Below are 22,961 nucleotides of genomic sequence, written 5' to 3' on the forward strand. Positions count from 1 at the left end.
CTGGCAGCGGTGGTCGGTGGTCTGAGGTGTCACGGATGAACTCCCGGTCCGGCTAGTGCGGCAGCCGTTCGGTGGGGGTGGCCTTGCTCGCCCGCACCAGCGGGCCCCACGCGTCGATCAGCAGCGCGAAGTCCTCGATGTCCGCCTGCGCCTCGTCGAGCAGACGGGCCCGGCGGGGCGCCAGGTGGTCGGCGAATTCGGCGTACTTCCCGCCCAGTCGGCGGTAGCAGCGGTCGAGTTCGGCGAGCCGCCGGTGGTTCTCGGTGCGGTCCGTCGCGGCGCTGCGGCGGACGGAGTCGGCGATCGGCTCGGGGCGGACGTGGTGGTGCTCGTCGAGCAGGGCGGCGCCGGTCCGCTCCAGGTCGGCGTAGACCGGGTGGAGGTAGAGCATGGAGAGCAGGAACTTGGCGTAGCGCTCCTGGTAGGCGGTGAAGCCGGTGCCGGTGCGGCGTTCCGGCGTGTAGTAGTTGACGATGTGCCGGTTGTGGGTGACGCCGGGCAGGGTGGCGTCGTGCACCAGGTGGTGCAGGAAGTAGTCGCTGCCGATGGTGTCGGTGGCGGGCGGCAGCGGGACGCGCTCGTACACCTCGTGGTCGAGGGCGATGTTGCACATGTCGATCCGCCAGGTGTCGGGCCGGTCGAGGACGGCGCGGTCGGCGGTGAAGGGCTCGGTGCCGGCCCCGGTGAAGGACTCGGCGACGAGTTCGCGCTTCTGCTCCTCGGTGGCGCCGGTGGGCGCCCAGAGCGCGACCACGTCGTGGTAGACCTCGGGGTCGATGTCGCGGATCTCCCCGAGGTCGACGGAGAGTTCGCCGATGAAGGAGGCGCCGACCAGGGCGACCGGCTTGTCGGCGTGCGCCGGGTCGAGGGTGTGCTCGGTGACGGCGGCGGCCGCGTCGGCGGCCTTCACCCCGATCACGGCGAGCTCGTGGTCGATGGGGAAGACCGGTTCGCCGTCCAGCAGTTGGTAGCGGCTGTCGGAGTCCCGGCGGTGCACCGAGGTGCAGCCGAGCGCGGCGGCGAGCAGGAACGCGCGGTTGGTGCAGGCGCCGTAGGAGACGGTGTCGGGCAGCATCAGGTCGAGCAGCTTGTCCGGTCCGGCGAGGCCGGAGCGCTCGATCACGTCGCGCAGGAAGGCGCGTTGGGCCTGCTCGTCCAAGTGGTGGACGACCACGCCCTCGGCCGGCGGCAGGGCGGAGACGGCGTCGGCGTGGCGCCGGCGCGCCTCGGGACGGGCGGAGTCCAGGACCAGCAGGTGCACCAGGACGCCGAACCGCCTTGCGGCGTGGGCGGCTTCGGCGCCGACGGCGGTGATGGTGCCGGCGCACTCGCGGTTGGTGGGCAGGGTCAGGCAGACGGCGCGCATTCCCGCTCCCCGCTGGGCTCCTCGAAGGTGGCGCCGGTCCAGGACCGCAGGCCGAGCAGTTTCTCGCCCAGTTCGGTCAGTTCGGCCGGGCCGTAGCGCAGCGCCTCGGGCTTGTCGGCGTCGCCGACCAGGGTGCGGTTCCAGTCCGGCGTGCTGAGGGTGCGCCAGGACTCGACCCGGGAGCGGCGCAACGGCTCGGCCTCCTCCAGGGCGGGCATCATGGACAGGTACTGCACGGCGCGCACGCCGTCGGCGGAGGTGTTGCGGGCGACGCCGTGGGCCAGCAGGCCGTTCCAGATCAGCAGGTCGCCGGCCTTCAACTCGGGCCGGACCACCGGGAACTCGTCGGGGTCGACGGCCGGGCGGATCGGGTCGCGGTCGGCGGGCTGGGCGGCCTGCCACTCGTTGAAGCGGCGGAACAGCTCCGGGTTGCACTGGAAGCCGCCGTGGTCGGGTGCGGTGTCGTTGAGCGCGATGATGCCCTGGACGCGCTGCGGCAGCATGCCCTGGGTGGTGTCGACGTCCCAGTGCAGTTCGATGTCGAAGCCCTTGTCGGTGGGTTCGATGAGCGCGCGGTCGCGGTTGCGGACGTTCGGCGGGTTGAGGTTGAGCCGGTCGAGGGTGACCCACAGCTCCTCGCAGTCCCACACGTCCACGAAGGCGTCGTAGACGCGCTGGGACTGGCGGCTGTCCCAGAGGAGTTGGTGGTGGTAGGCCTCGACGAAGCCGTAGATGTGCAGGTGCCGGTCCAGCTCGTCGCGGTACTCGCGCTCGCGGTACCACTCCTCGGGGCGGTCGGGCGACAGGCCCTGGAAGTCCCAGGTGAAGTCGAGCAGGCGCCGGGCGGCCTCGGCCGGGATCGCCTGCTTCACCACGACGTAGCCGTAGGTCTGCCAGTGCGCGAAGTCCTCCTCGGAGAGCACCCGCAGCGGGCGCTCCTTGCGCAGCTCGCGCAGCGCGGTGCGGGCGAGGTAGCTCTCGGTGTCGGCGCTGAAGTAGGGGCGCCGCGAGGCGGCCCGGTACAGGTATGCACTGGCGGCCGGGTCAGGGCGCTCGTCAGCGCGTACGTCAGCGCGTTCGTCAAGGCGTTCGTCAGGGCGTTCGTCAGGGCTCGGCATGGGCGGTCACTCCATGTTCGTAGTCGATGCGGCGCTTCCTGGGGCGCCCGGCACGGGCACGGCGAGCCGACGGCCGGTCATCGGCCGGATGGGGAACCGGGCCCGCGGATCGGATGCCCGTCCGCACACGCCCCTTCTCGCCTCGGCCCGCGAGCGCGGAACAGCGCCGCGCCAGGAGGCCAACTCACCGGTCCGACAAGGCCACTCACCGCGCATCAGCACCTGTCGAACCGCGCTCCCCATACGTTGGACTAGACCAACTAATGGTGTCAACCCTTTCCAGGGGTTACCGGCGGGGAAATCGGCGCAGCTCACGGCGCCTCTCGGAGATCCCTTTACGTTTCGCGGGCGGACATAAGAACGGTCATTGTTTCCGACATTGCCATGACCGCGAAACGGTGAACCGAACCGGGCCGCCGTACGTTGGGCGTATGGCACGCGCGCTGAGGCCGCCCAGTTGGCTGACCGAGGGCCTGCGGCCCCGGGACGCGCCGGTCCCCCGGGCCGCCGTCGTCCGCGCCTCGGTCGCCCTCGCCGCCCCGCTCGCCGTGGGCACCGCCACCGGACGGCCCGGCTACGGCGCGCTGGTGTCGATGGGCGCGCTGTCCGGCGTCATCGGGGACACCGCCGACGCCTATCGGATGCGGGTCTACAACATCGCCGTGCCGCAACTGTTCGGCGCCCTCGGGGTCCTGCTCGGCACCCAGGTGTACGGCACCGGCTGGACGGCCGTCGCGGCGCTGACCGGCATCGCGCTGCTCTCCGGCATGATCTCCTCGATCGGCGCGGTCGCCTCCGTCTCCGGACTGCTCCTGCTGCTCAACGCCGTGGTCGGAGCCGGCCTGCCGCTACCCTCCCCGTGGTGGCTGCCGCCCGCCCTGCTGCTGCTCGGCGGCCTGCTGGTGCTCGCCCTCAGCCTGCTGGCCTGGCCGCTGCGCGGCGGCACGCCCGAGCGCGGGGTCGTCGCCGACACCTACCGCGCGGTCGCCGCGCTGCTGGAGGCCACCGGATCACCGGCGTACGACGCCATGCGGCACGAGCTCACCCAGTCTCTCAACCACTCCTACGACCTGCTGCTGGCCCGTCGCGCCCGCCGGCACGGCCGCTCACCTACCCTGGTCCGGCTGCTGGCCCAGCTCAACGCGCTGGTCCCGGTGGTCGAGGCCGTCGCGGCGGTGCAGTTGCGCCCGCCCGGGTCCGGCCCGCCGGCGCCCGACTACCCGGCGGCCGTCCGCACGCTGGCCGCGGCCGTCGAACAGGGCCACACCGGCCCCGCGCCGCCGCCCGACCTGCCCGAGCCGCGCGGCCCGTCCACACGCGCGCTCGCCGAGGCCATCCGGCACGCCGCCGCCGTGGTGCACGAGGCCGCGCCGGACCCGTACGCCGCCGGCGACCGGCTCGGCCGGCCCGCCGGCCTGCAGGTCCGGGCCCGTCGGGCGGCCCGGTCGCTGCTGCTGTCCGGCGGGTCCTGGCGGTACGGGCTGCGGCTGGCGCTGTGCATCGGGCTGGCCCAGGTGCTGGTCTCGGTGATCGCGGTGCCCCGCTCGTACTGGGTGACGCTGACCGTGACCTTCGTGATGAAGCCGGACTTCGGCTCGGTGTTCTCCCGGGCGGTGCTGCGCGCGCTCGGCACGGCCGCCGGGCTGCTGATCGCCGTGCCGGTGCTGGCCGAGGTCCCGCGCGGCTGGTGGGACGTGCCGGTGATGGCCGCGTTGGCCACGCTGATCCCGGCGCTGTCGGTCAAGGGGTACGCCTTCCAGACCGCGGCGATCACCCCGGTGATCCTGCTGCTCTCCGACCTGCTCAACCACCAGGGCTTCCACCTGGTGCTGCCCCGGCTCTACGACTCCCTCGTCGGGTGCGGCATCGCGCTGCTGGTCGGCTACCTGTTGTGGCCGGAGTCCTGGCACACCCGGATCGGCGAGCGGCTGGCCGACGCCGTCCAGGACACCGCCTCCTACGTGTCCCTCGCCTTCACCACCGGGCCCGGCCGCGACGAACCGGGCCGGGCCCGGTACCGGCGGCGGCTCTACCGGGACCTGTCCGCCGTGCGCAGCGAGTTCCAGCGCGCCCTCACCGAGCCGCCGCCGGTCGGCACCCGGGCGGAGGCCTGGTGGCCGCTGGTGATCGCGGTGGAGCGGATCGTGGACACCACGACCGCGACCCGGGTGCGGGTCGAGCACGGCGCACCCGTGCCGACTCCGGCCGAGGTCCGCGCCGTCACCCGGCAGCTCACCGACCTCGCCGACGCGCTGCGCACCGGCGCCCCGCTGCCGGCGGCCGAACAGGACGCAGCGGACGCACCGGCGCCGGACGGCGCGCTGGCCCGGTTGCACCACGAGGTGCACGCGGCCCGCTCGGTGGCGGCCCAGTGAGAGGCGATCCTGTGCGGGATGGCCCGGTGAGTGGTGGCCGGATGAGCAGCGCCCGGGTGACGGCGGCCCGGGTGGACGACGGCCCCGCGCGGGCCCGTCCCGTCAGTCCTGGATGCGCCGCCAGGGCCGGTCCGCCTCCAGCGCGAAGGCCAGCTCCAGCAGCAGCCGCTCCTGCCCGTGCGCGGCCGACAGGTGCACCCCGATCGGCAGACCGCTCGGCGCCGCCCCGGCGGGCAGGGCGATGCCGGGGCCGCCGGTCACGTTGTTGACCGGGGTGAAGGCGACGTAGCGCAGCAGCCGCTCGACCAGCTCGTCGAAGGCCACGTTCGGGCTCAGGTGGCCGATCGGCGGGACGGTGTGGGCGAGCACCGGGGAGAGGATCGCGTCGTGGTGCCGGAAAATCCCCGCGTACACCGCCTCGGCCCGGCGCAGCCGCCGCAGCACGCCCGGGGTGCGCGGGAACTCGGCCTGGAAGCGGCGGCGCAGCCCGGTGGTCAGGCCGTCCAGGCGCCCGCTGCGGAAGCTCGGGTCGAGCAGCAGCCGGCCGGTGACGGCGATCACCCAGGCGATGTAGCCCCAGTACGAGAGGAAGTCGCGGGAGAACTCCTCGCCGAAGGGCAGGGTGGTGGGCTCGACCCGGTGGCCCATCGCCTCCAGCCGGGCCGCCGTCTCCTCGACCACCCGACGGGTCGGCTCGTCGGTCTCGGCGATCTGCGAGTCGACCACCAGCCCGATCCGCAGTCGGCGCCCGCCGGGGCCCTCGACCAGGCCGAGCGGGGGCAGCTTCGGGTTGTGGCGGTGGCGTTCGGCGGCGGCGAAGAAGGCGGCGGTGTCACGCACCGAGCGGGTCACCACCCCGTCGGTGACCAGGTCGATCGGCAGCTTGCCGCCCTGGGCGTTGGTGACCAGCCGGCCGCGGGTGGGCTTGAGCCCGACCAGCCCGCAGCAGGCCGCCGGGATGCGGATCGACCCGCCGCCGTCGTTGGCGTGGGCGATCGGCACCACCCCGGCGGCCACCAGCGCCGCCGAGCCGCCCGAGGAGGCGCCCGCCGAGTGCGAGGGCTTCCAGGGGTTGCGCACCGGCTGGGCGGTGGCGAACTCGGTGGAGGCGTTGAGGCCGAACTCGGGCAGCCTGGTCTTGCCGAGCACGGCCAGGCCGGTGGCCAGCAACTGGTCGGTGAAGGGCGCGTTGCGCCGGGCAGGGCGGGCCCGGAAGGCCTCGCTGCCCATGGCGGTCGGCAGGCCGCGCAGATCCACGTTGTCCTTGAGGTAGGTCGGCACGCCCCAGAGCGGGCCGTCGAGGCCCTTCCGACTGATTCGCGGCCGCTCGTAGGAGGCGTGGGCGACGGGCAGCAGCGTGCCGTCGATCCGCCCGGCGCGGGCGGCGGCCGCGGCGACCAGCTCGCGGGGGTTGACCTCGCCGGCCCGCACCAGGGCGGCCAGCGCCACCGCGTCGTGCGCGCCGAGGGCGTCGTCGGTGAACGCGTGGGCCCGCTCGTCGGTCATCCCAACTCCCCATTCCCCGCCGGGCCGTACTGCCCGGTAGTACTGACCGGTAGTCTCGCAGGAGCTTCGCAGTCTAGGCACGCGGCGCCACCGCCCGGTACCCCCACGCCGGCGCCCTTCCGTCCACGACCGTCCGGCCGTCGGTCAAGCCGCAGACGGCGCACGGGCGTTCGGCATGCGCCCCCGCGTTCACCCCACCCGCCGGTCACGAACCGTTTGGTCGTCGGGCCCCGGGAAAGATCCACATCGCCCGCCGATCCGGCCATCCCCCTCCCGAGGTGACGCCCTTGACCACCCAGTACCACCCGACCACCCGTTACACCTCGACCACCGCTCCCGGCGCCCTGCCGCTGCTCGGCCACGCGCCCGCCCTCCTCCGGCGCCCCTTCGCCTTCCTGGCCGGCCTGGCCGCCCATGGCGACCTGGTCAGACTCCGGCTCGGCTCGCTCGACCCCTACGTCGCCTGCCACCCCGACCTGGTGCGCCGACTACTCGCCGACGACCGTACCTTCGACAAGGGCGGCGTCCTCCTCGACACGGCCCGCCAGTCCTCCGGCACCGGTCTCGCCGGCTGTCCCGCCGCCGACCACCGACGCCAACGCCGGCTGCTGCGGCCCGCGTTCCACCGCGACCGGCTGCCCGGGTACGCCGCCATGATGGCGACCGAGATCGCCGGCGCCACCGCCCCCTGGCGCGACGGTGACGTGGTCGACGTGCCCGCCGCGATGCACCGCCTCACCACCGCCGTCACCGCCCGCTGCCTGTTCGCCGCCCACGAGCGGGCCGACTGGCCGCGCGTGCACGAGACCGTGGCCACGGTCGCCCGGAGCGCCGCCCGCCGGATCCCGTTCCTGCCCCCACCACCGTTCCCGGTCCCGTTCCCGGGCGCCCACCGCATCCCCACCCCGGGCAACCGCCGCCTCCACCGCGCCGAACAGGACCTACGGAAGATCACCCGGCGGCTGATCGCCGACTACCGCACCACCGGCACCGACCGCAACGACCTGCTCTCCGCCCTGCTCGGCGCCCGCGACGAGCACGGCCAGGGCCTGTCCGACGCCGAGATCCACGACCAGCTGGTCACCTTCCTGCTCAGCGGCACGGAGACCACCGCCGCCACCCTGTCCTGGGCCTGGAGACTGCTCGCCGCCAACCCGGCCGTCCGCGACCGCCTGCACGCGGAACTCGACACCGTCCTCGACGGGCGCCCCGCCCGGTACGAGGACCTGCCCGCGCTGCCGCTCACCGCCCGGATCGTCAGCGAGACCCTGCGGCTCTACCCGCCGCCGTGGGTGCTCAGCCGCACCGTCGCCGCCGACGCCGAACTCGGCGGCCACCGCATCCCGGCCGGCGCCACCGTCCTGGTCAGCCCCTACCTGCTGCACCGCCGGGCCGACCTCTTCCCGTGCCCGGACCGCTTCGACCCCGACCGCTGGCTCACCACCGCCCACCCCGCCCCGGGCACCTACGTGCCCTTCGGCCTCGGCGTCCGCCGCTGCATCGGCGAGGCCTTCGGCACCACCGAGGCCGCCCTCGCCATCGCCACCATCGCCGCGCACTGGACCGTCACCCCCACCCCGGGCCGCCCCGCCCGCCCCGCCCGCAGCTCCTCGCTCTGCCCCCGGCCGTTCACCGCGCGGCTGACCCGCCGGGCGAGGTGAGGGGCGCCCCGCGGCCGGGGCGGGGGTGCCTCCGGGCGAGGTGAGGGGGCGCGCCGGGCGAGCGGTGGCCGACGTTCGGTACTGTCCCCGCGGGGCCGGCCGCAGACGCGTCGGCCGGACCTGCCGTTCGACCGGGACACCATCAGACCATGAACGCACGACCCCTCTTGGGGCTCCTGACCGGGCTGCTGCGCGCCGTCCGCACGTATCCGCGCCGCTCGCCGCTGACCTCCGGCTACGTCGGCCTGCTCCTGCTCGGCCACGCCTGGGTCCAGTACGGCCTGTCCGCCGCGCGGGCCGACGACCTGCGGGACTACATCAGCACCAACCTGGACAACCTCCACGACCACCCGGTCCGCGCCCTCCTCGGCAGCGCGCTGCTCTACGACGGCACCCTGACGGACGTCACCTCCACCGGGTTCGGCGGCACCCTGATCACCCTCGGCCTCGGCATCGTCGTCAGCCTGGCCTGGGCCGAACGCCGCCACGGGACACTGCGCGCCGCCGCGGTGTTCGTCGCCGGGCACATCGGCGCCACGCTGCTCACCGCCCTCGTCATCCTGCTCGCCCTCCAGCAGGACTGGTACCCCCAGAGCGTCCGGGAGGCCCCGGACTACGGCATCAGCTACGGCGCCCAGGCCGCCCTCGCCTTCGTGGTGCTCGCGCTGCCGCGCTGGGCCCGACTGCCCTGGGCCGCCTTCGTCCTCGCCTGGCCGCTCGCCGGGGACGGCGACTGGAGCGGCCCACTACCGGAGTTCACCACCGTCGGCCACCTCCTCGCCGCCGCCCTCGGCTTCGTCGTCGCCGGCGTCACGGCGGCCGGCGCACGCGACCGCACCGGCACACCGGCAGCGGTGCGCGCGAAGGGCTGAGTCGCCGGCGGCCGCCCGCGGAGTCGCTGATCACCGGCGGCCGCCCGCGGAGTCGCTGATCACCGGCGGCCGCCCGCGAAGGGCTCAGCGGGGCGGACGGCCGTCGGCGGACAGGTTCGTCAGCAGCCGCTCGATCGCCGCCAGCCGCTCCCGCAGCTCGTCGACATCGGCCTTGGTGGCGCTCCGCTCGGCCGCCCGGAGGGTGACCAGCAACTGCCCGTCCGGCTCCAGCCGGGCACGGGCCACGTCGCTCACGTCATCACCGTTCTGGATCCGGATCGCGTGCTCCAGCTCGGACGGGCGCAGCGCCAGGTCGTGCAACGCGCCGGGCACGAGCGCACCGTCGCGTACCACCGTGGTGGCGCCGCCCTCCAGGAGGCGGGCGGCGCGCGGGTCCCGGGCCAGCCAGCGGGTCACGCCGGAGTTGACGGCGACCAGGGTGACGGCGCCGACGGCGCCCCCGAGAAGGCTGTTGTCGTTGCCGATGATCGCGTTCTGCACCACGTTGGACAGCAGGAACACGACCACCATGTCGAAGGTGTTCAGCCCCGCCAGCCCGCGCTTCCCGGCGAGCCGGAACAGGATCAGGATCAGTACGTAGACGGCGACCGTTCGGAGGATCTTCTCCCCGATCGGAATCTGGACGACCACCAGGTCATGCCACACGGCCCCGCTCCTCCCACCACGACAGTCCGGAACGGGGCCGACGCTACGCCACGCGGCTGCTAACCCCGCCGCTTCGGCTTGCCGCGCCTGGCGGCGGCCGCCGCCCCGCCCCGGGCCCCGCCCTTCGGGGCACCGGGCTTCTGCCCACCGGCCTTCTGGCCACCCGCCTTCTGCCCGCCCGCCTTCTGGCCGGCCCGCTGCTGCCCGGCGCCCGCCTTCTGCTGCTGCGGCTTGCGCTGCGGCGCCGCCTTCTTCGCCGGAGCGGCCGCGGCGTCGCCCACGGCCTGCCCGGCCCCCCGCCCGCGCGAGCTGTTGACCGTGCGGCCGCGGACGATCCCGATGAACTCCTCCACCAGGTCCGTCGTCCGCTCCTGCAGCCAGGACAGCGCGACCTGCGACTGCGGCGCCTCCACCACCGGCCGGAAGGTGAGGTCCCGCCGGTGGTGCAGCCGGGCCAGCGACTGGGGGACGAGCAGCACGCCCACGTTGGCCGCGACCAGCTCGACGGCGTCCGCCGTGGTCGCCGGGCGCTCGATGGCCGGGCGGCCCGGCAGGGCATCGGCGGCCCAGCCGAGGGTGTCGTCGAGCGGGTGGAAGACCACATCGTCGGCAAGGTCGTCGAGGGTGACCTCCTCGGCGGCGGCGAGCCAGTGGTCCTTGGGGAAGACCACGACGGTGGTCTCGGTGTACAGCGGGATCGCGCTGAGCAGGTCCTTGTCGACCGGCAGGCGGATCAGCCCGGCGTCCACCGAGCCCTCCCGTACGGTCCGCTCGCCGTCCTCGGAGGGGACCGCGACGAGGTCGAGCGGGACGTCCGGGAGCCGCTCGACCCAGACCCGGGCCCATTTGCCGGGGGTCACGCCCGGGACGTACGCGAGCCGGAAGGGCGGGTTCACCTGCATGTCTGTCACAGGGCAAGGCTACCGACCGTGACCGGAGGCGCCCGCCCGCTCCCTTACCCTTGTCCTCATGACATCGCTCAAGCAGAAGACCAGCCAGACCATGAAGCCGGCCACGGCGGCCAAGAAGCTGGGGATCCACCTCGCCGCGGCGCCGACCGACTTCCAGGAGGGCGTGGTCTCCCGCGAGGAGCTGAACGCGCTGCAGGCCGAGCCGCCGCAGTGGCTCCAGGAGCTGCGCAAGAACGGCCCGCACCCCCGCCCGGTGATCGCCGCCAAGCTGGGCATCTCGATCTCCGGCCTGGCCCGCGGCGGTGTGACGGAGGCGCTCACCACCGAGCAGATCGAGGCGATCAAGGCCGAGAACCCGCTCTGGCTCCAGCACGAGCGCGCCAACCAGGTGGACGTCCGCAAGGAGTCCGCCCGGATCAAGGCGAAGCACGAGAAGGAGGCCGCCGAGAAGGCCGCCAAGGAGTCCCAGGGCCGCTGACCCGCCGCCCCACGACCAGCGGGCCGACCCGCTGACCGACTGCCCCGCTGACCGACCTCCCGTGCTGACCTGCCGGTTCGCGGGCTCGGCGCCGGTTGTCAGACCCCTGCGCTTCGATGGTGCCGGCGTTCGTCCACGGACGGGCGCCGGCACAGCCATGAGCACAGCCGGACGGAGGACGGGCGGATGGCAGGGGCACGGGCAGGGGCAGGGGCAGGGGCAGGCGCGCCGACGGGGGCGTTGAACGGCCGGATCGCCCTGGTCGCGGGGGCGACCAGGGGCGCCGGCCGGGGCATCGCGGTGGAGCTCGGCGCGGCGGGCGCGACGGTCTACGTGACCGGTCGCACCACGCGGCAGCAGCGCTCGGAGTACGACCGGCCGGAGACGATCGAGGACACCGCCGAGCTGGTCACCGCGGCGGGCGGCCGCGGCATCGCGGTGCCGGCGGACCACCTGGTCCCGGCCCAGGTGGCCGCCCTGGTGGAGCGGATCGAGGCCGAGCAGGGCCGACTGGACGTCCTGGTGAACGACATCTGGGGCGGCGAGAAGCTGTTCGGCTGGAACACCCCGCTCTGGGAGCACAGCCTGGACGACGGTCTGCGGCTGCTGCGCCTCGCGGTGGAGACCCACGCGATCACCAGCCACTACGCCCTGCCGCTGCTGCTGAAGCACCCGGGCGGCCTGCTGGTGGAGATGACGGACGGTACGGAGGAGTACAACCGCACCACCTACCGCAACTCCTTCTTCTACGACCTGGCCAAGTCCTCCGTCCTGCGGATGGCCTTCTCGCTCGGCCACGAGCTCGGCCCGCGCGGCGCCACCGCAGTGGCGCTCACCCCCGGCTGGATGCGCTCCGAGATCATGCTGGACCACTTCGGCGTGACCGAGGAGAACTGGCGCGACGCGCTGGCCGGGGAGCCGCACTTCGGTATCTCGGAGAGCCCGTACTACGTCGGCCGGGCGGTCGCGGCGCTGGCCGCCGACCCCGAGGTGGCCCGCTGGAACGGCCGGTCCGTCTCCAGCGGGGAGCTGGCCCGGGTGTACGGCTTCACGGACCGGGACGGCAGCCGCCCGGACTGCTGGCGCTACCTGGTGGAGGTGCAGGACGCGGGCAAGCCGGCCGCGCCGGAGTCGTACCGCTGAGCACCTGAATCGCCTTTTGGCGTCGGCGCGTTCACCGCGAGCGGACGGAACGTCTCCCCCGCCGCCGCACATTGACCGCGCCGTCCCCGAGTCCGACCGCTCGCGCCCGGTCGGGCGGGGCGGGGAGTTTCCCGCCGCGCGCGTCAAGGACGCGGAAACGATTCCGCGCGCCCGCGCCAGTCCTCCCGCGCCCGGACGGGGCGTCACCCCTTCGGCCTCCTCGACACGGTAAGGTCCGCTGGCGCGGCCTCCGGCACCATCGCCGGCCGGCCGCGCCCACCCCCGACGACCTGGAGGAACTCCGTGCCGGCTCCCGCCCGAGGCGCTCTCGCCATAGCCGCGGCCGTCCTGCTCGCCGCAGCCGCAGGCTGCTCGTCCGGTGGCGGCCACACCGCCAAGGACAGCGCCCACGGCAAGGGCGGCGCCCACAGCACCACCCCGGCGGCCGCCGGCGACGCCGCCCAGCCCGCCCCGGCCGCCATCGTCGCCGGGCCAGGCCCCAAGAGCTCCTACACCGCGCAGCCGCAGCCCGCGGCGGGCAGCTGCCACTTCCACTACACGGCGGACCAGCAGCCCCTGCCCGACCCCAACTGCACCCCGGGCGCGATCAGCCCGGCGGTCAACCAGGGCAACCTCAATGACACCATCTGCAAGCCGGGCGGCTACACCTCGGCCATCCGTCCGCCGTCGAACGTCACCGGCAAGGAGAAGGCCGAGAACGCCAGGTCCTACGGCTACACCGGTCCGATGGGCGACGCCGAGTACGACCACCTGATCAGCCTGCAACTCGGCGGCGACCCCAACGACCCGCGCAACCTGTGGATCCAGCCGCCCTCCCCCGGCCACGTCCCGGGCAAGGGCCCGAACAACCCCAAGGACTCGGTGGAGACCCACCTGCACACCGCGATCTGCAAGGGTCAGGTCACCCTGGCCGCGGCCCAGGCCGCGATCGCCGCCGACTGGACCACGGCCGAGGTCAAGGTGGGCCTCAAGCCCGCCGGCGCGCCCACCCCGGAGGCGGACGCGGACGGCGACTGACCGTCCGTCACCCGCTACAGCGACTCCACCGCCTCGGCGATCGCGTCGAACGGCCGGTACCGGGCGAACTCGGCGGCCAACGCCCGGGCCCGCTCACGGAACCGGCCCTCCCCGAGCATCCGCTCGACCGCCTGGCCCACCTCCACCGGCGCCGGGCGGCCGGTCCGCAGGTCGACCCCGCCGGCCCCGTCTCGACCGGCCGCTCCACGCTCGGCCGGCTGCTCCTACCAGTCCGCCAATCGCTCAGCCAGCTCCAGCAGTTGGGCCGACCGCAGGACCCGGCCGGCGAAGCCGGGCAGCGGGACGTGGAGGGGCTCGATCCAACGGGCCGGAACGGCCGCGAGGCCGTAGCGGGCTCCGGCCAGCGCGCCGGTCACGGCGGCGACGGTGTCGGTGTCGCCGCCGAGGTCGACGGCCGCGTGCACGGCGCGCTCGAAGCTGTCGGTGGTGCGCAGGGCCCAGACCGCCGAGCCGAGGCAGGGCCAGACGGCGCCGTTGGCCTCGGTGGCGAGATCGGGGTGCCAGTCGGGGCCGAGGACGGTCGCGAAGCGCTCGCGGTGGTCGGGGTGGACACGGGCCAGAACGTCGGGGAGTTCGGCGAGCGGGTCGGCACCATCGAGCGCGAGGCGGACGAACTCGTGGAGGATCGCCGTGCCCTCCCAGGCGGCCCGGTCGCCGTGGGTTAGCGCGGCGATCCGGCGCGCGGCGTCCATGGTGGCCTCCCGCCCGGCACGGGCGAAGGCGACGGCGGAGGTGGCGGCGCGCATCAGTGAGCCGTTGCCGGCGGCGCGCAGGGTGGTGTCGAAGTGGGCGGCGGCCGCCAGATCCCAGGGCAGGCCGCTGGTGAGGACGTCCTCGGTCTGGATCCCGATGTCCTTGGGAGCGGCAGCGGCCCAGCGCCGGAACCTCCCGAAGATGTCGGGGAGGTCCAACTCGCCCCGGGCCAGCAGCGATTCGGCGACCAGGACGGCCATCTGGGTGTCGTCAGTGGCCTCGCCGCGCTCCCAGCCGCCGCCCGCGACCGGTTCCACCGGCCCGGACGGGAAGCGGGCGGTGAGGGCGCCGGCCGGCCCGAACTCGTACGGGGCGCCGAGGGCATCGCCGACGGCCGAGCCGAGGACGGCGCCGGCCGCGCGGGACGGGCGGTCGGTCATGCGTGGCCGGGGGTGATCGGCAGGCCGCGCTTGTGTTCGGTGCGGCGGTAGTGGCCGAGGACGGTGCGGAAGACCTCGTCGCTGACCGGCAGGCCCTCCAGGAAGTCGTCCAGGGCGTCGTAGTCGACACCGAGGGCGTCCTCGTCGGGGCGGCCGGGGGCGAGGTTCTCCAGGTCCGCGGTGGGAACCTTGCCGACGAGTTCGGCGGGTGCGCCCAGCACCGCGGCGATCGAGCGCACCTGGCGCTTGGTCAGTCCGGAGAGCGGCATCACGTCCGCCGCGCCGTCGCCGTACTTGGTGAAGAACCCGACGGCGGCCTCGGCCGCGTGGTCGGTGCCGACGACCAGGCCGCCGGAGGCGCCCGCGGCCGCGTACTGGACGACCATCCGCTGGCGGGCCTTGACGTTGCCGCGCACGAAGTCCTCGTGGGCGTGGTCGGTGAAGGTGAGCCCGGCGGCGAGGAGGGCGTCGAAGGCGGCGTCGGTCGCGGGCTTGATGTCGACCGTCAGCACCTCGTCGGCGCGGATGAAGTCGAGCGCGCGCTGGGCGTCCGCTTCGTCCGCCTGGACGCCGTAGGGCAGCCGCATCGCCGTGAAGCCAGCCCGGTAGCCCTCGGCGCGCAGCCGCTCGACGGCGAGCTGGCAGAGCCGGCCGGTGGTGGTGGAGTCGACGCCGCCGCTGATGCCGAGCACCAGGGTGCGGGCGCCGGCGGCCCGCAGTTGCTCGGCGAGGAAGTCCACCCGGCGGTCGGCCTCCTTGGCGGGGTCGGGGACGGGCGCCACGCCCAGGGCGAGGGCGATCTGCCGCTGGAGGTCCGCGGGCGGGGTCTCGGTCATGCCGGCTCCTTCGGGGTGGTCACTCGGTGGGTGCCCGTCATCGACGTCACCAGCGAGTACAGCGAGGTGGTGGCCGTGATGAACAGGCGGTTGTTCTTCGGGCCGCCGAAGGTGATGTTGGAGACGGGCTCGGGGACGAGGATACGGCCGATGAGGTCGCCGTCCGGGGCGTAGCAGTGGACGCCGTCCTCGAAGGCGGCTGCCCAGAGCCGGCCGTCGAGGTCGAAGCGGATGTTGTCGAAACGGCGGCCGTCTCCGAAGACGAAGACCCGGTCACCGCCGAGGGTGCCGTCCTCGCCGATGTCGAAGACCCGGATCTGCCCGGATCGGCTGTCGTTGACGTAGAGCTGCCGCTCGTCGTGGGAGAGGACCAGTCCGTTCGGCCCCTCGAAGCCGTCGGCGGCGAGCCGTACTTCCCCGCTGTGCGGGTCGATCCGGTAGACGTTGCAGGCGTCGATCTCGCTCTCGGCGAGGTGGCCCTCGTAGTCGGAGGTGATGCCGAAGTCCGGGTCGGAGAACCAGATCGCGCCGTCGGAGCCGACCACCGCGTCGTTGGGGGAGTTGAGGCGCTTGCCCCGGTAGTGGGCGGCGAGCACGGTGATCCTGCCGTCGTGTTCGGTCCGGGTGACCCTGCGGTTGCCCTGTTCGCAGCTGATCAGGCGGCCCTCACGGTCGACGGTGTTGCCGTTGGGGTGGCCGGCGGGGGTGCGGAAGACGCCAACGCTGCCGGTGGCCTCGTCCCAGCGCAGCAGCCGGTCGTTGGGGATGTCGCTCCAGATCACCTGCCGCCAGGCCGGCAGGTAGAGCGGCCCCTCGGCCCAGCGGCAGTCCCCGTAGAGCTTCTCCAGCCGGGTGTCGCCGTTGGCGCACCGCCGGAACCTGTCGTCCAGTATCTCGTACAGTCCGAACATGGCACTGGAAGACATCGTTCACTCCTCGTCGATTTCTGCCGAATGGCATTCTGTCGAATGGGAGTATGGCAGAACGCGATATGGTTCCACCATGGTGATCGAGAATCTGGACGGAACCGACCGCGCCCTGCTCGCCCTGCTCCAGCAGGACGCCGGCCGGCCGTACGCGGCCCTCGGGCGGGCCGTGGGGCTCTCGGCGGCGGCCGCGCACGAGCGGGTGCGCAAGCTCCGGGAGCGCGGGGTGATCCGCCGCACCACGGTGGAGGTGGACCCGCGGAGCCTGGGGCTCGGGGTGCTCTCCTTCGTGCTGGTGGACTCCTCGGCCTGGATGGGCGATTCGGCCGCCGCCTTCGCCGCGATCCCGGAGATCGAGGAGGCGCACATCATCGCGGGCAGCGCCTCGGTGCTGGTGAAGGTGCGGACGGCGTCCACCGAGCAGCTCCAGGACGTCCTGCGCCGGCTCTACGCGATCGACGGCGTGAGCGGCACCCAGGCCACCGTGGTCCTGGAGACCTTCTTCGAGCGCCCGCCCGCGCCCTGAGGCGGCTCAGGCCCCGCCTTCGGGTTCCTTCGTCAGCGGCACGGGGTGCCGCAGGATGTCGAGCACCACGCCGCCGTCCACGGTCTCCTGGGCGACCAGCAGCGTCGCCAACTCGTCCAGGTGATGGCGGTGTCGGCGCAGCAGCTCGATGGCCCGGCGTTCGGCGCCGCGCAGCAGCGCGGCCACCGCCTCGTCCACCGCACGCTGGGTCTGCTCGGAGTAGGGGCGGCGCAGCAGGTCCTCGGGGTTTTCACCGAGGTACTGCGGGGAGCCGCTGGAGTAGCCGACCGGGCCGAGGTCCGGGGAGAGGCCGAACTCGCGCACCATCCGGGTGGCCACCGAGGTGGCGTTGGCGAGGTCGTTGGCGGCGCCCGTCGAGCCCTCGCCGAAGACCACCAACTCCGCGGCGCGGCCGCCCAGTTGTACGGTGAGCAGGTCGGTCAGGTAGCTCTCGCTGTACAGGTGCCGCTCCGCCTCGGGGAGTTGCTCGGTGGCGCCGAGCGCGACGCCCGCCGGGAGGATGGTCACCTTGGCGACCGGATCGGCGTGCTCGCACAGCGCGGCCACCAGCGCGTGCCCGGACTCGTGCACGGCGACGGCGTGCCGCTCCTCGGGCAGCAGGGCGTTGGAGGATTCCCGGCGCCCGAGCAGCACCCGGTCCCGGGCGTCGTCGAGGTCGGCCGCGGTGATGGTGGCGCGTTCGGCGCGGACGGCGTTGATCGCGGCCTCGTTGACCAGGTTGGCGAGGTCGGCGCCGGAGAAGCCGGGGGTGCCGCGGGCGATCCGGTCCAGGTCGGCGTCCGGGGCGAGGGTCTTGCCGACGGTGTGCACGGCGAGGATGGCGGCCCGCTCGGCCTGGTTGGGCAGCGGCACGGTGACCTGCCGGTCGAAGCGGCCGGGGCGCAGCAGGGCCGGGTCGAGGGCGTCCGGCCGGTTGGTGGCGGCGATGACGACGATGCCGGTGCTCTGGTCGAAGCCGTCCATCTCGGCGAGCAGCTGGTTGAGGGTCTGCTCGCGCTCGTCGTTGCCGCCGATTCGGGAGCCGCCCGCGCGACGGCCGCCGACGGCGTCGATCTCGTCGATGAAGACGATGGACGGCGCGCGTTTGCGGGCCTCGTCGAACAGGTCGCGGACCCGGGAGGCGCCGACGCCGACGAACATCTCCACGAAGCCCGATCCGGTCACCGAGAGGAACGGCACCGAGGCCTCCCCGGCCACCGCCCTGGCGAGCAGCGTCTTGCCGGTGCCCGGCGGGCCCACCATGATCACCCCGCGCGGCCCCTTGGCCCCGGCGGCGGCGTACCGCTCCGGGCTGCGCAGGAAGTCGACCACCTCGCTGACCTCCTGCTTCACCCCCTCGTAGCCGGCCACGTCGGCGAATCCGGTGGCGGGCCGCTCGGCCTCGATGATCTTCGCCCTGGAGCGGCCGATCGCGCTCAGCCCGCCGCCGAGCGACCGGGCGGCCAGTCGGCCGGACCAGAGGAACAGCCCGCCGAAGATCAGCAGCGGGAGGAACAGCAGCAGGGTGGACCAGATCGAGCTGCCGCCGGAGTGGCTGGCGGTGACGTTCACGTGGTGGTCGGAGAGCGCGTGGCTGAGCTGGGAGGTGTCCAGGGCCGTGGGGATCTGGCTGGTGAAGCGGGTGCCGTCCTTGAGCGAGCCGTTCACGCCGCCGGTGTCGCTGACGTCGACGGTCTGCACCTGCCCGGCGTCGACCCGGTTGAGGAAGTCGGTGTAGCCGTAGCGGGTGCCGGTCGGGGCGGACCTGGAGAACAGGAGGAGCAGGAGCAGGGTGGCGAGGACGGCGAAGGGCAGCAGCCAGCGGCGCCACGAGGGGACGGGTGGCTTGGGCGGGGGGCCGCCGGGGCCGCGTCCGGGGCCGGGGCCGGGGCCCAGGCCGGGGCCGCCGGGGCTTCGGCCCGGTCCGGGCGGGGTCGCGGAGTGGCGGACGGCGGCACGCAGACGCGTTCGTACGATCATCCACGCTCACCGCCTCTCGGGCGCCACCCGTCCTGCCAGGGGCCCTGCTCGGGTCGGGACCCGGAGCCCTACCCTCCATGGTCGGCCCCTTCGGCCCCGGACGGGAGGCCGAGCGGCTGACGGAGCAAAGCCGGCCGCGTTGCCCACGGCCGACGGCCCGTGGTCCGCCGGGCCGCCAAGCCGCCAAGCCGCAAGGCCGCCGGCTCAGGCCGCGTGCAGCGATCAGGTGAAGTCCAGCGATCCCGTCCGTGTCCGCTTGAGCTCGAAGAACTTCGGGTACCCGGCCAGCAGCCGGACGCCGTCGAACACCCGGACGGCGTCCTCCCCGCGCGGGATCGCGCTCAGCACCGGGCCGAAGAAGGCGACGCCGTCCACGTGGAGGGTCGGGGTGCCGACCTCCTCACCCACCGGGTCCATGCCCTCGTGGTGGCTCTTGCGCAGCGCGATGTCGTACGCCGTGCTGCCGGCCGCCTCGGCGAGTTCCTCGGGCAGCCCGGCGGCGACCAGCGCTTCGCGGATGACCGTGTCGTCGGCGGGGCGGTCCTGGTCGTGCAGCCGGGTGCCGAGCTCGGTGTAGAGGTCACGCAGGACGTGCTCGCCGTGCTGCTCGGCGGCGGCGATGCAGACCCGGACGGGGCCCCAGCCGGTGGTCATCAGGCGCTGGTAGCGCTCGGGCAGGTCGGTGCGGCCCTCGTTGAGGACGGACAGGCTCATCACCCGGAAGGTGAGATCCAGCTCGCGCTGCCGCTCGACCTCGAGGATCCACCGGGAGGTGATCCATGCGAAGGGGCAGACGGGATCGAAGTAGAAGTCGATTTTGGTGGTTTCCGTGGTCACGTCGACGACTCTAGGGGCGGATTGGACCGCTCCCCAGAGCCAATCATCGCTTCTCTGCTTGGGCCACTTCGCGGCACGGATGGCCTGGGCTCGGGGCCTGCGGCCGGGCCCGGCTACCGGTGGGCCGCCGTCAGCTGCAGGTGGTCCCGTCCGGTGGCACCGTGCCGTCCAGCAGGTAGGCGTCCACGGTCTGCTTCAGGCAGGGGTTGCCGGTGTTGTACCCGCCGTGGCCCTCCCCGTTCAGCGTCACCGTGACGCCGACGCCCTGGCCCAGCTGCTGCGCCATCGTGCGGGCGCCCTGGACCGGGGTGGCCGGGTCACCGGTGGTGCCGACCACCAGGATCGGGGCGGCACCCGGGGCCGACACCTCCGGGTGGTCGGCCTTGCCGGGGACGGGCCAACCGGTGCAGCCGGTCAGGCCCCAGGCGGTGAAGGTGCCGAACACCGGGGAGGCGTCGCGGAACTGCGGCAGCCGCTGCTCGACGTCCTGGTCGGAGTAGCGCTGCCGGGAGTCCACGCAGGAGATCGCCCGGTTGGCCGCGCTCAGGTTGTTGTAGTGCCCCTGCGGGTCCCGCCCGAGCAGCGCGTCGGCCAGCTGGAGGAGGGTGTCGCCGCTCCCCTGCTGCATCGCCTCGGTGAGTCCGGAGGCCAGCGCGGGCCAGGTCTGCCGGCTGTACAGCGCGCCGGCGATCCCGGTGACGGCCAGGGTCTCGGTGAGCTTGCGCCCGCCGGCGGTGGGCAGCGGCGACTGGTCGAGCTGCTGCAGCAGTTCGGTGATCCGCGCCGTGCCCTCGGCGCCACCGGTGCCGGTCGGACAGGCGGCGGCCTCCTGGGCGGCGCAGGCCTTCATGAAGTCGCCGAGGGCGAGTTGGAAGCCCTGGGCCTGGCCGAGGGCGCTCTGCTCCGGGTCCTTCGTCGGGTCGACCACCGAGTCCAGGAAGAGCCGGCCGACCCCCTGCGGGAACAGGTGCGCGTAGACGCCGCCGAGCTGGGTGCCGTAGCTGATGCCGAAGTAGGACAGCGTCCGGTCGCCGAGCACCTGCCGCATCAGGTCGAGGTCACGGGCGGCGCTCTCGGTGTCCACGTAGGGCAGCACCGAGCCGGAGTTGTGCTCACAGGCGGCGGCGAACTGCGCGTTGCCGTCGTCCAGGGCCTTGATCTCGGCCGGGGTGTCGGGGGTGCTGTCGACCGCCGCGTTGGCGTCCATGGCCTGGTCGTCCAGGCACTTCACCCCGGCACTGGCGCCGACTCCCCGAGGGTCGAAACCGACCAGGTCGTAGCGGGTGTTGAGGGAGGAGTACGTGTCGGCCAGGGCGGGCAGGGTGGCCACGCCGGAGGCGCCCGGGCCACCGAAGTTGAAGAGCAACGAGCCGATCCGGTGCTGGTCGTCCTTGGCCTTGCTGCGGATCAGCGCGAGGTCGATGGTGCCGCCGTCCGGCTTGCCGTAGTCCAGCGGGGCCTTGAGGGTGGCGCACTGCCAGTCCGCCGGGGGCGCGGTGCCACCGCCCTGGGCGGTGCTCGGCGCCTGGCAGGCGTGCCAGGCGAGTTGCTGGGCGGCCAGGCCGCTGACGGTGGTGGCGGCCCCGCCGGCCGGCGAGGTCGGCGCGGGCTCGGCGGCGGAGCGGCTGCCGCTCTGGCAGCCGGCGGCGGGCGCGAGCAGCAGCGCGGCCAGGCCCAGCGCGGCGGCGCCGCGGACGACGGTGTGCATGCAGCGGTCCACCTCTCGGGTCCACCTCTCAGGTCTGCCGGGCGCCGACGTGCTCGGTCTCGGGCGCCCCGAGCACACCGGCGCACGGCAAGGCGGCGTACGCCCCGGCGCGCGGCACCGGCGGCGCATCACAGACCCTAGGGGCCGCGACGCGGCGATGCCTGCCTGAACCCCCGGACGGGGGGCGTGCGCCGAACGGGCCGCCACCGGCCGACCGGGTGAGGGTTCAACCGGCCCACCGGGTGGCAGCCTTACCACCGATCACCGGCTACCAGCGCCGGGGGCCGCAGCCGTGCGTGGGGAGGGCACCTTGGACGCCATGGACGCCGTGGACGCTGCGAACGCCTTGACCGGTGACGCCGAGTTCGCCAGCGTGGACGTCTTCATCACCACCAGCCGCCGGGAGGTCCTGCTCCAACTCCGCGACGACAAGCCGGACATCTGCTGGCCCGCCCACTGGGTCGTCCCCGGCGGGCACCGCGAGCCCGGCGAGACGCCGTACCGGACCGCCGTCCGCGAACTGCGCGAGGAGACCGGCCTCCACGTGCCCGGGCTGCGGCCCTTCCACCCCGTGCTCGCCGAGACCGACCGCGGCGGCAGGCGGCGGTACTTCCACGCCCTGGTGGACGTCGACCCGGCCGAACTGGTCCTCGGAGAGGGCCAGGAGCTGCGGCTGGTCCCGCTCGCCGAGGCGCAGGAGATGAAGGTGCCGCCCGCGCTCAAGGGCTACCTGCGCCAGCTGGAGACGCGACTGCGAGCGGGCCGGACGGCCGACTGGGAGGTGGTCGACGACATCCACCGCCACCTCACCGACCACCGGGCGCGGGTCGGGCTGCCGCTGCTGCCGTTGCAGGTGGTGAAGCTCCAGGAGGAGGTCGGAGAGGTCGCCGAGGCCCTGCTCGGCGTGCTCGGCGCCAACCCGCGCAAGGGTTTCAGCCACACCGCGGCCGACCTGCAGGGCGAGCTGTGCGACGTGATCACGGCCGCCATGGTCGCCCTGCGGGACACCACGGAGGACCCGGGGGCCGTCCTCGCCGAACACCTCGCGGGCTGGCGGCCCCTGCGACGGGAGGAGTGACGCGCCGGTCGCCCCTGCTGCGGACGGCAAGCAGCCTCACCGTGGCTCCAGCACCGGCGTCCCGCGCACCACGTAGGCCGGCAGCCGAAGCTCGCCCAGCACGGCCCGGGGCAGGCACAGCCCGAACCGCCGTCCGACCGCCTCCAGGGCGCGGTGCCGCACGGCTCCGTACAGCTTGCCGCCGGGCCCGCAGGGGGTGATGCCGTCGGCCTCCAGGACCTTCGCGGCGACCAGCTCCGGCAGCAGCAGGTCGGGCTCCTTCCCCCAGCGCCAGCGTTCCTCGCCGAGGCCGAAGCCGCACAGCACCGCGCCGTCCCGGGCGTAGTCGAGCAGGGCCGGCGGCTGTTCCGGCATCGGGCGGAAGTGCACCACCTCGGCACCGTGCCCGGCTATCTCGGTGAGCAACTCGCCGCCGGTGGAGTCCCCGTACTCGATCGCGAAGGTCCAGCCGGCCGCCTCGCCGACCCGGATCACACCGTCACCATCGTCACCGGGGCGGTAGCCCTCGATGTCCAGGCCCCAGATCTCCGTCCCGCTGATCGGCCCCGTCACGGCCGCCGGGTCGGCCCCCATCCGGCGGGCCAGCTCCCCGGGCGGAATCCCCCGGGCGAACACCACACCGTCGACCTGCCCACCGGCGTCCACCAACCACTGGATACCGACACCGCCCCGCCCCACACCCATGCCGCCCCTCCCCTCACGCCGACCCGCACCGGACAGCCACAACCGGCTCGCACCCTAGCCCACACCCCCGACACCCAACTGCCCCCACGGCCGGGATT

At 74.0% G+C, this 22,961-nt stretch carries 21 protein-coding genes; 8 read left to right on the forward strand and 13 right to left on the reverse strand.

Features of this window, described 5'->3' with window-relative positions:
- Positions 1-52 precede the first annotated feature (52 nt).
- Together ACZ4WV_RS15735 and ACZ4WV_RS15740 are read right to left on the reverse strand one after the other, a co-directional pair.
- On the reverse strand, positions 53-1,366 hold the full coding sequence (locus ACZ4WV_RS15735; RefSeq protein WP_465746851.1) for a DUF6271 family protein: 1,314 nt from the start codon (positions 1,364-1,366) through the stop codon (positions 53-55).
- Entirely contained in the window at positions 1,348-2,484 is a 1,137-nt protein-coding gene (locus tag ACZ4WV_RS15740) for a phytanoyl-CoA dioxygenase family protein (RefSeq protein WP_465746853.1), read from the reverse strand. Before ACZ4WV_RS15740 ends, ACZ4WV_RS15735 begins: the two co-directional genes overlap by 19 nt.
- A 431-nt stretch (positions 2,485-2,915) precedes the next feature.
- Between ACZ4WV_RS15740 and ACZ4WV_RS15745 the strand changes: the two genes are divergently transcribed.
- On the forward strand, positions 2,916-4,859 hold the full coding sequence (locus tag ACZ4WV_RS15745; RefSeq protein ID WP_465746855.1) for an FUSC family protein: 1,944 nt from the start codon (positions 2,916-2,918) through the stop codon (positions 4,857-4,859).
- Positions 4,860-4,961: 102 nt separating this feature from the next.
- On the opposite strand, the gene ACZ4WV_RS15750 is transcribed toward ACZ4WV_RS15745, so the two are convergent.
- Positions 4,962-6,365, reverse strand: a complete 1,404-nt coding sequence (locus tag ACZ4WV_RS15750; protein WP_465746857.1) for an amidase — start codon at positions 6,363-6,365, stop codon at positions 4,962-4,964.
- A 287-nt stretch (positions 6,366-6,652) separates the two neighbouring features.
- Between ACZ4WV_RS15750 and ACZ4WV_RS15755 the strand changes: the two genes are divergently transcribed.
- Together ACZ4WV_RS15755 and ACZ4WV_RS15760 are read left to right on the forward strand one after the other, a co-directional pair.
- The gene (locus ACZ4WV_RS15755) at positions 6,653-8,026 is read left to right on the forward strand and encodes a cytochrome P450 (protein ID WP_465746859.1); all 1,374 of its coding nucleotides are present in this window, start codon (positions 6,653-6,655) and stop codon (positions 8,024-8,026) included.
- A gap of 149 nt (positions 8,027-8,175) precedes the next feature.
- Complete coding sequence (locus tag ACZ4WV_RS15760; protein WP_465746861.1) at positions 8,176-8,898, forward strand: rhomboid-like protein; 723 nt, start codon at positions 8,176-8,178, stop codon at positions 8,896-8,898.
- 84 nt (positions 8,899-8,982) lie between these two features.
- On the opposite strand, the gene ACZ4WV_RS15765 is transcribed toward ACZ4WV_RS15760, so the two are convergent.
- Both ACZ4WV_RS15765 and ACZ4WV_RS15770 read right to left on the reverse strand, forming a co-directional pair.
- Positions 8,983-9,564 (reverse strand): DUF421 domain-containing protein, encoded by a 582-nt coding sequence (locus ACZ4WV_RS15765; protein WP_465746863.1) that lies wholly within the window; start codon positions 9,562-9,564, stop codon positions 8,983-8,985.
- A 59-nt stretch (positions 9,565-9,623) separates the two neighbouring features.
- Positions 9,624-10,475: a LysR family substrate-binding domain-containing protein gene (locus ACZ4WV_RS15770; protein WP_465746865.1), complete on the reverse strand. Its 852-nt coding sequence runs from the start codon at positions 10,473-10,475 to the stop codon at positions 9,624-9,626.
- A gap of 58 nt (positions 10,476-10,533) precedes the next feature.
- On the opposite strand from ACZ4WV_RS15770, the gene ACZ4WV_RS15775 reads away from it, so the two are divergent.
- The 3 genes from ACZ4WV_RS15775 to ACZ4WV_RS15785 all read left to right on the forward strand — a co-directional run bounded on the left by ACZ4WV_RS15775 (position 10,534) and on the right by ACZ4WV_RS15785 (position 13,134).
- Positions 10,534-10,953 (forward strand): DUF5997 family protein, encoded by a 420-nt coding sequence (locus ACZ4WV_RS15775; protein ID WP_465746867.1) that lies wholly within the window; start codon positions 10,534-10,536, stop codon positions 10,951-10,953.
- 186 nt (positions 10,954-11,139) lie between these two features.
- On the forward strand, positions 11,140-12,096 hold the full coding sequence (locus ACZ4WV_RS15780; protein ID WP_465746869.1) for an SDR family oxidoreductase: 957 nt from the start codon (positions 11,140-11,142) through the stop codon (positions 12,094-12,096).
- A gap of 303 nt (positions 12,097-12,399) precedes the next feature.
- Entirely contained in the window at positions 12,400-13,134 is a 735-nt protein-coding gene (locus ACZ4WV_RS15785) for a hypothetical protein (RefSeq protein ID WP_465746871.1), read from the forward strand.
- A gap of 14 nt (positions 13,135-13,148) precedes the next feature.
- Here the strand turns inward: ACZ4WV_RS15785 and ACZ4WV_RS15790 are convergent, their stop codons facing one another.
- The 4 genes from ACZ4WV_RS15790 to ACZ4WV_RS15805 form a co-directional block, all read right to left on the reverse strand.
- Positions 13,149-13,274: a hypothetical protein gene (locus ACZ4WV_RS15790; RefSeq protein WP_465746873.1), complete on the reverse strand. Its 126-nt coding sequence runs from the start codon at positions 13,272-13,274 to the stop codon at positions 13,149-13,151.
- A gap of 84 nt (positions 13,275-13,358) precedes the next feature.
- Positions 13,359-14,288 (reverse strand): ADP-ribosylglycohydrolase family protein, encoded by a 930-nt coding sequence (locus ACZ4WV_RS15795; protein ID WP_465746875.1) that lies wholly within the window; start codon positions 14,286-14,288, stop codon positions 13,359-13,361.
- Positions 14,285-15,124, reverse strand: coding sequence for an ammonia-dependent NAD(+) synthetase (nadE, locus tag ACZ4WV_RS15800; protein ID WP_465746877.1), 840 nt, complete (start codon positions 15,122-15,124; stop codon positions 14,285-14,287). The genes ACZ4WV_RS15795 and nadE overlap by 4 nt, the downstream gene beginning before the upstream one ends.
- The gene (locus ACZ4WV_RS15805) at positions 15,121-16,050 is read right to left on the reverse strand and encodes an SMP-30/gluconolactonase/LRE family protein (RefSeq protein WP_465746879.1); all 930 of its coding nucleotides are present in this window, start codon (positions 16,048-16,050) and stop codon (positions 15,121-15,123) included. The genes nadE and ACZ4WV_RS15805 overlap by 4 nt, the downstream gene beginning before the upstream one ends.
- A gap of 91 nt (positions 16,051-16,141) precedes the next feature.
- On the opposite strand from ACZ4WV_RS15805, the gene ACZ4WV_RS15810 reads away from it, so the two are divergent.
- Positions 16,142-16,576, forward strand: a complete 435-nt coding sequence (locus ACZ4WV_RS15810) for an Lrp/AsnC family transcriptional regulator (protein WP_465746961.1) — start codon at positions 16,142-16,144, stop codon at positions 16,574-16,576.
- 6 nt (positions 16,577-16,582) lie between these two features.
- On the opposite strand, the gene ftsH is transcribed toward ACZ4WV_RS15810, so the two are convergent.
- The 3 genes from ftsH to ACZ4WV_RS15825 all read right to left on the reverse strand — a co-directional run bounded on the left by ftsH (position 16,583) and on the right by ACZ4WV_RS15825 (position 21,101).
- On the reverse strand, positions 16,583-18,556 hold the full coding sequence (gene ftsH / locus ACZ4WV_RS15815; RefSeq protein WP_465746881.1) for an ATP-dependent zinc metalloprotease FtsH: 1,974 nt from the start codon (positions 18,554-18,556) through the stop codon (positions 16,583-16,585).
- A gap of 222 nt (positions 18,557-18,778) precedes the next feature.
- Positions 18,779-19,393 (reverse strand): mycothiol-dependent nitroreductase Rv2466c family protein, encoded by a 615-nt coding sequence (locus ACZ4WV_RS15820; protein WP_465746883.1) that lies wholly within the window; start codon positions 19,391-19,393, stop codon positions 18,779-18,781.
- A 130-nt stretch (positions 19,394-19,523) separates the two neighbouring features.
- The gene (locus ACZ4WV_RS15825; protein WP_465746885.1) at positions 19,524-21,101 is read right to left on the reverse strand and encodes an alpha/beta hydrolase; all 1,578 of its coding nucleotides are present in this window, start codon (positions 21,099-21,101) and stop codon (positions 19,524-19,526) included.
- 319 nt (positions 21,102-21,420) lie between these two features.
- Between ACZ4WV_RS15825 and ACZ4WV_RS15830 the strand changes: the two genes are divergently transcribed.
- The gene (locus ACZ4WV_RS15830) at positions 21,421-22,179 is read left to right on the forward strand and encodes an NUDIX domain-containing protein (protein WP_465746963.1); all 759 of its coding nucleotides are present in this window, start codon (positions 21,421-21,423) and stop codon (positions 22,177-22,179) included.
- A 36-nt stretch (positions 22,180-22,215) separates the two neighbouring features.
- On the opposite strand, the gene ACZ4WV_RS15835 is transcribed toward ACZ4WV_RS15830, so the two are convergent.
- Positions 22,216-22,863 carry a DUF6461 domain-containing protein gene (locus tag ACZ4WV_RS15835; RefSeq protein ID WP_465746887.1) on the reverse strand — a complete coding sequence of 216 codons (648 nt, stop codon included), beginning with the start codon at positions 22,861-22,863 and terminating at the stop codon, positions 22,216-22,218.
- Between the last annotated feature and the right edge of the window lie 98 nt (positions 22,864-22,961).

The sequence above is a fragment of the Kitasatospora sp. NPDC029312 genome (genome assembly GCF_055569215.1).

Bases quoted from the DNA above. Each gene is read 5' to 3' on its own strand.
- ACZ4WV_RS15735 (WP_465746851.1), bottom strand. From the start codon at position 1,366: ATGCGCGCCGTCTGCCTGACCCTGCCCACCAACCGCGAGTGCGCCGGC.
- ACZ4WV_RS15740 (WP_465746853.1), bottom strand. From the start codon at position 2,484: ATGCCGAGCCCTGACGAACGCCCTGACGAACGCCTTGACGAACGCGCT.
- ACZ4WV_RS15745 (WP_465746855.1), top strand. From the start codon at position 2,916: ATGGCACGCGCGCTGAGGCCGCCCAGTTGGCTGACCGAGGGCCTGCGG.
- ACZ4WV_RS15750 (WP_465746857.1), bottom strand. From the start codon at position 6,365: ATGACCGACGAGCGGGCCCACGCGTTCACCGACGACGCCCTCGGCGCG.
- ACZ4WV_RS15760 (WP_465746861.1), top strand. From the start codon at position 8,176: ATGAACGCACGACCCCTCTTGGGGCTCCTGACCGGGCTGCTGCGCGCC.
- ACZ4WV_RS15775 (WP_465746867.1), top strand. From the start codon at position 10,534: ATGACATCGCTCAAGCAGAAGACCAGCCAGACCATGAAGCCGGCCACG.
- ACZ4WV_RS15780 (WP_465746869.1), top strand. From the start codon at position 11,140: ATGGCAGGGGCACGGGCAGGGGCAGGGGCAGGGGCAGGCGCGCCGACG.
- ACZ4WV_RS15795 (WP_465746875.1), bottom strand. From the start codon at position 14,288: ATGACCGACCGCCCGTCCCGCGCGGCCGGCGCCGTCCTCGGCTCGGCC.
- nadE (WP_465746877.1), bottom strand. From the start codon at position 15,124: ATGACCGAGACCCCGCCCGCGGACCTCCAGCGGCAGATCGCCCTCGCC.
- ACZ4WV_RS15805 (WP_465746879.1), bottom strand. From the start codon at position 16,050: ATGTCTTCCAGTGCCATGTTCGGACTGTACGAGATACTGGACGACAGG.
- ftsH (WP_465746881.1), bottom strand. From the start codon at position 18,556: ATGATCGTACGAACGCGTCTGCGTGCCGCCGTCCGCCACTCCGCGACC.
- ACZ4WV_RS15825 (WP_465746885.1), bottom strand. From the start codon at position 21,101: ATGCACACCGTCGTCCGCGGCGCCGCCGCGCTGGGCCTGGCCGCGCTG.
- ACZ4WV_RS15830 (WP_465746963.1), top strand. From the start codon at position 21,421: ATGGACGCCGTGGACGCTGCGAACGCCTTGACCGGTGACGCCGAGTTC.
- ACZ4WV_RS15835 (WP_465746887.1), bottom strand. From the start codon at position 22,863: ATGGGTGTGGGGCGGGGCGGTGTCGGTATCCAGTGGTTGGTGGACGCC.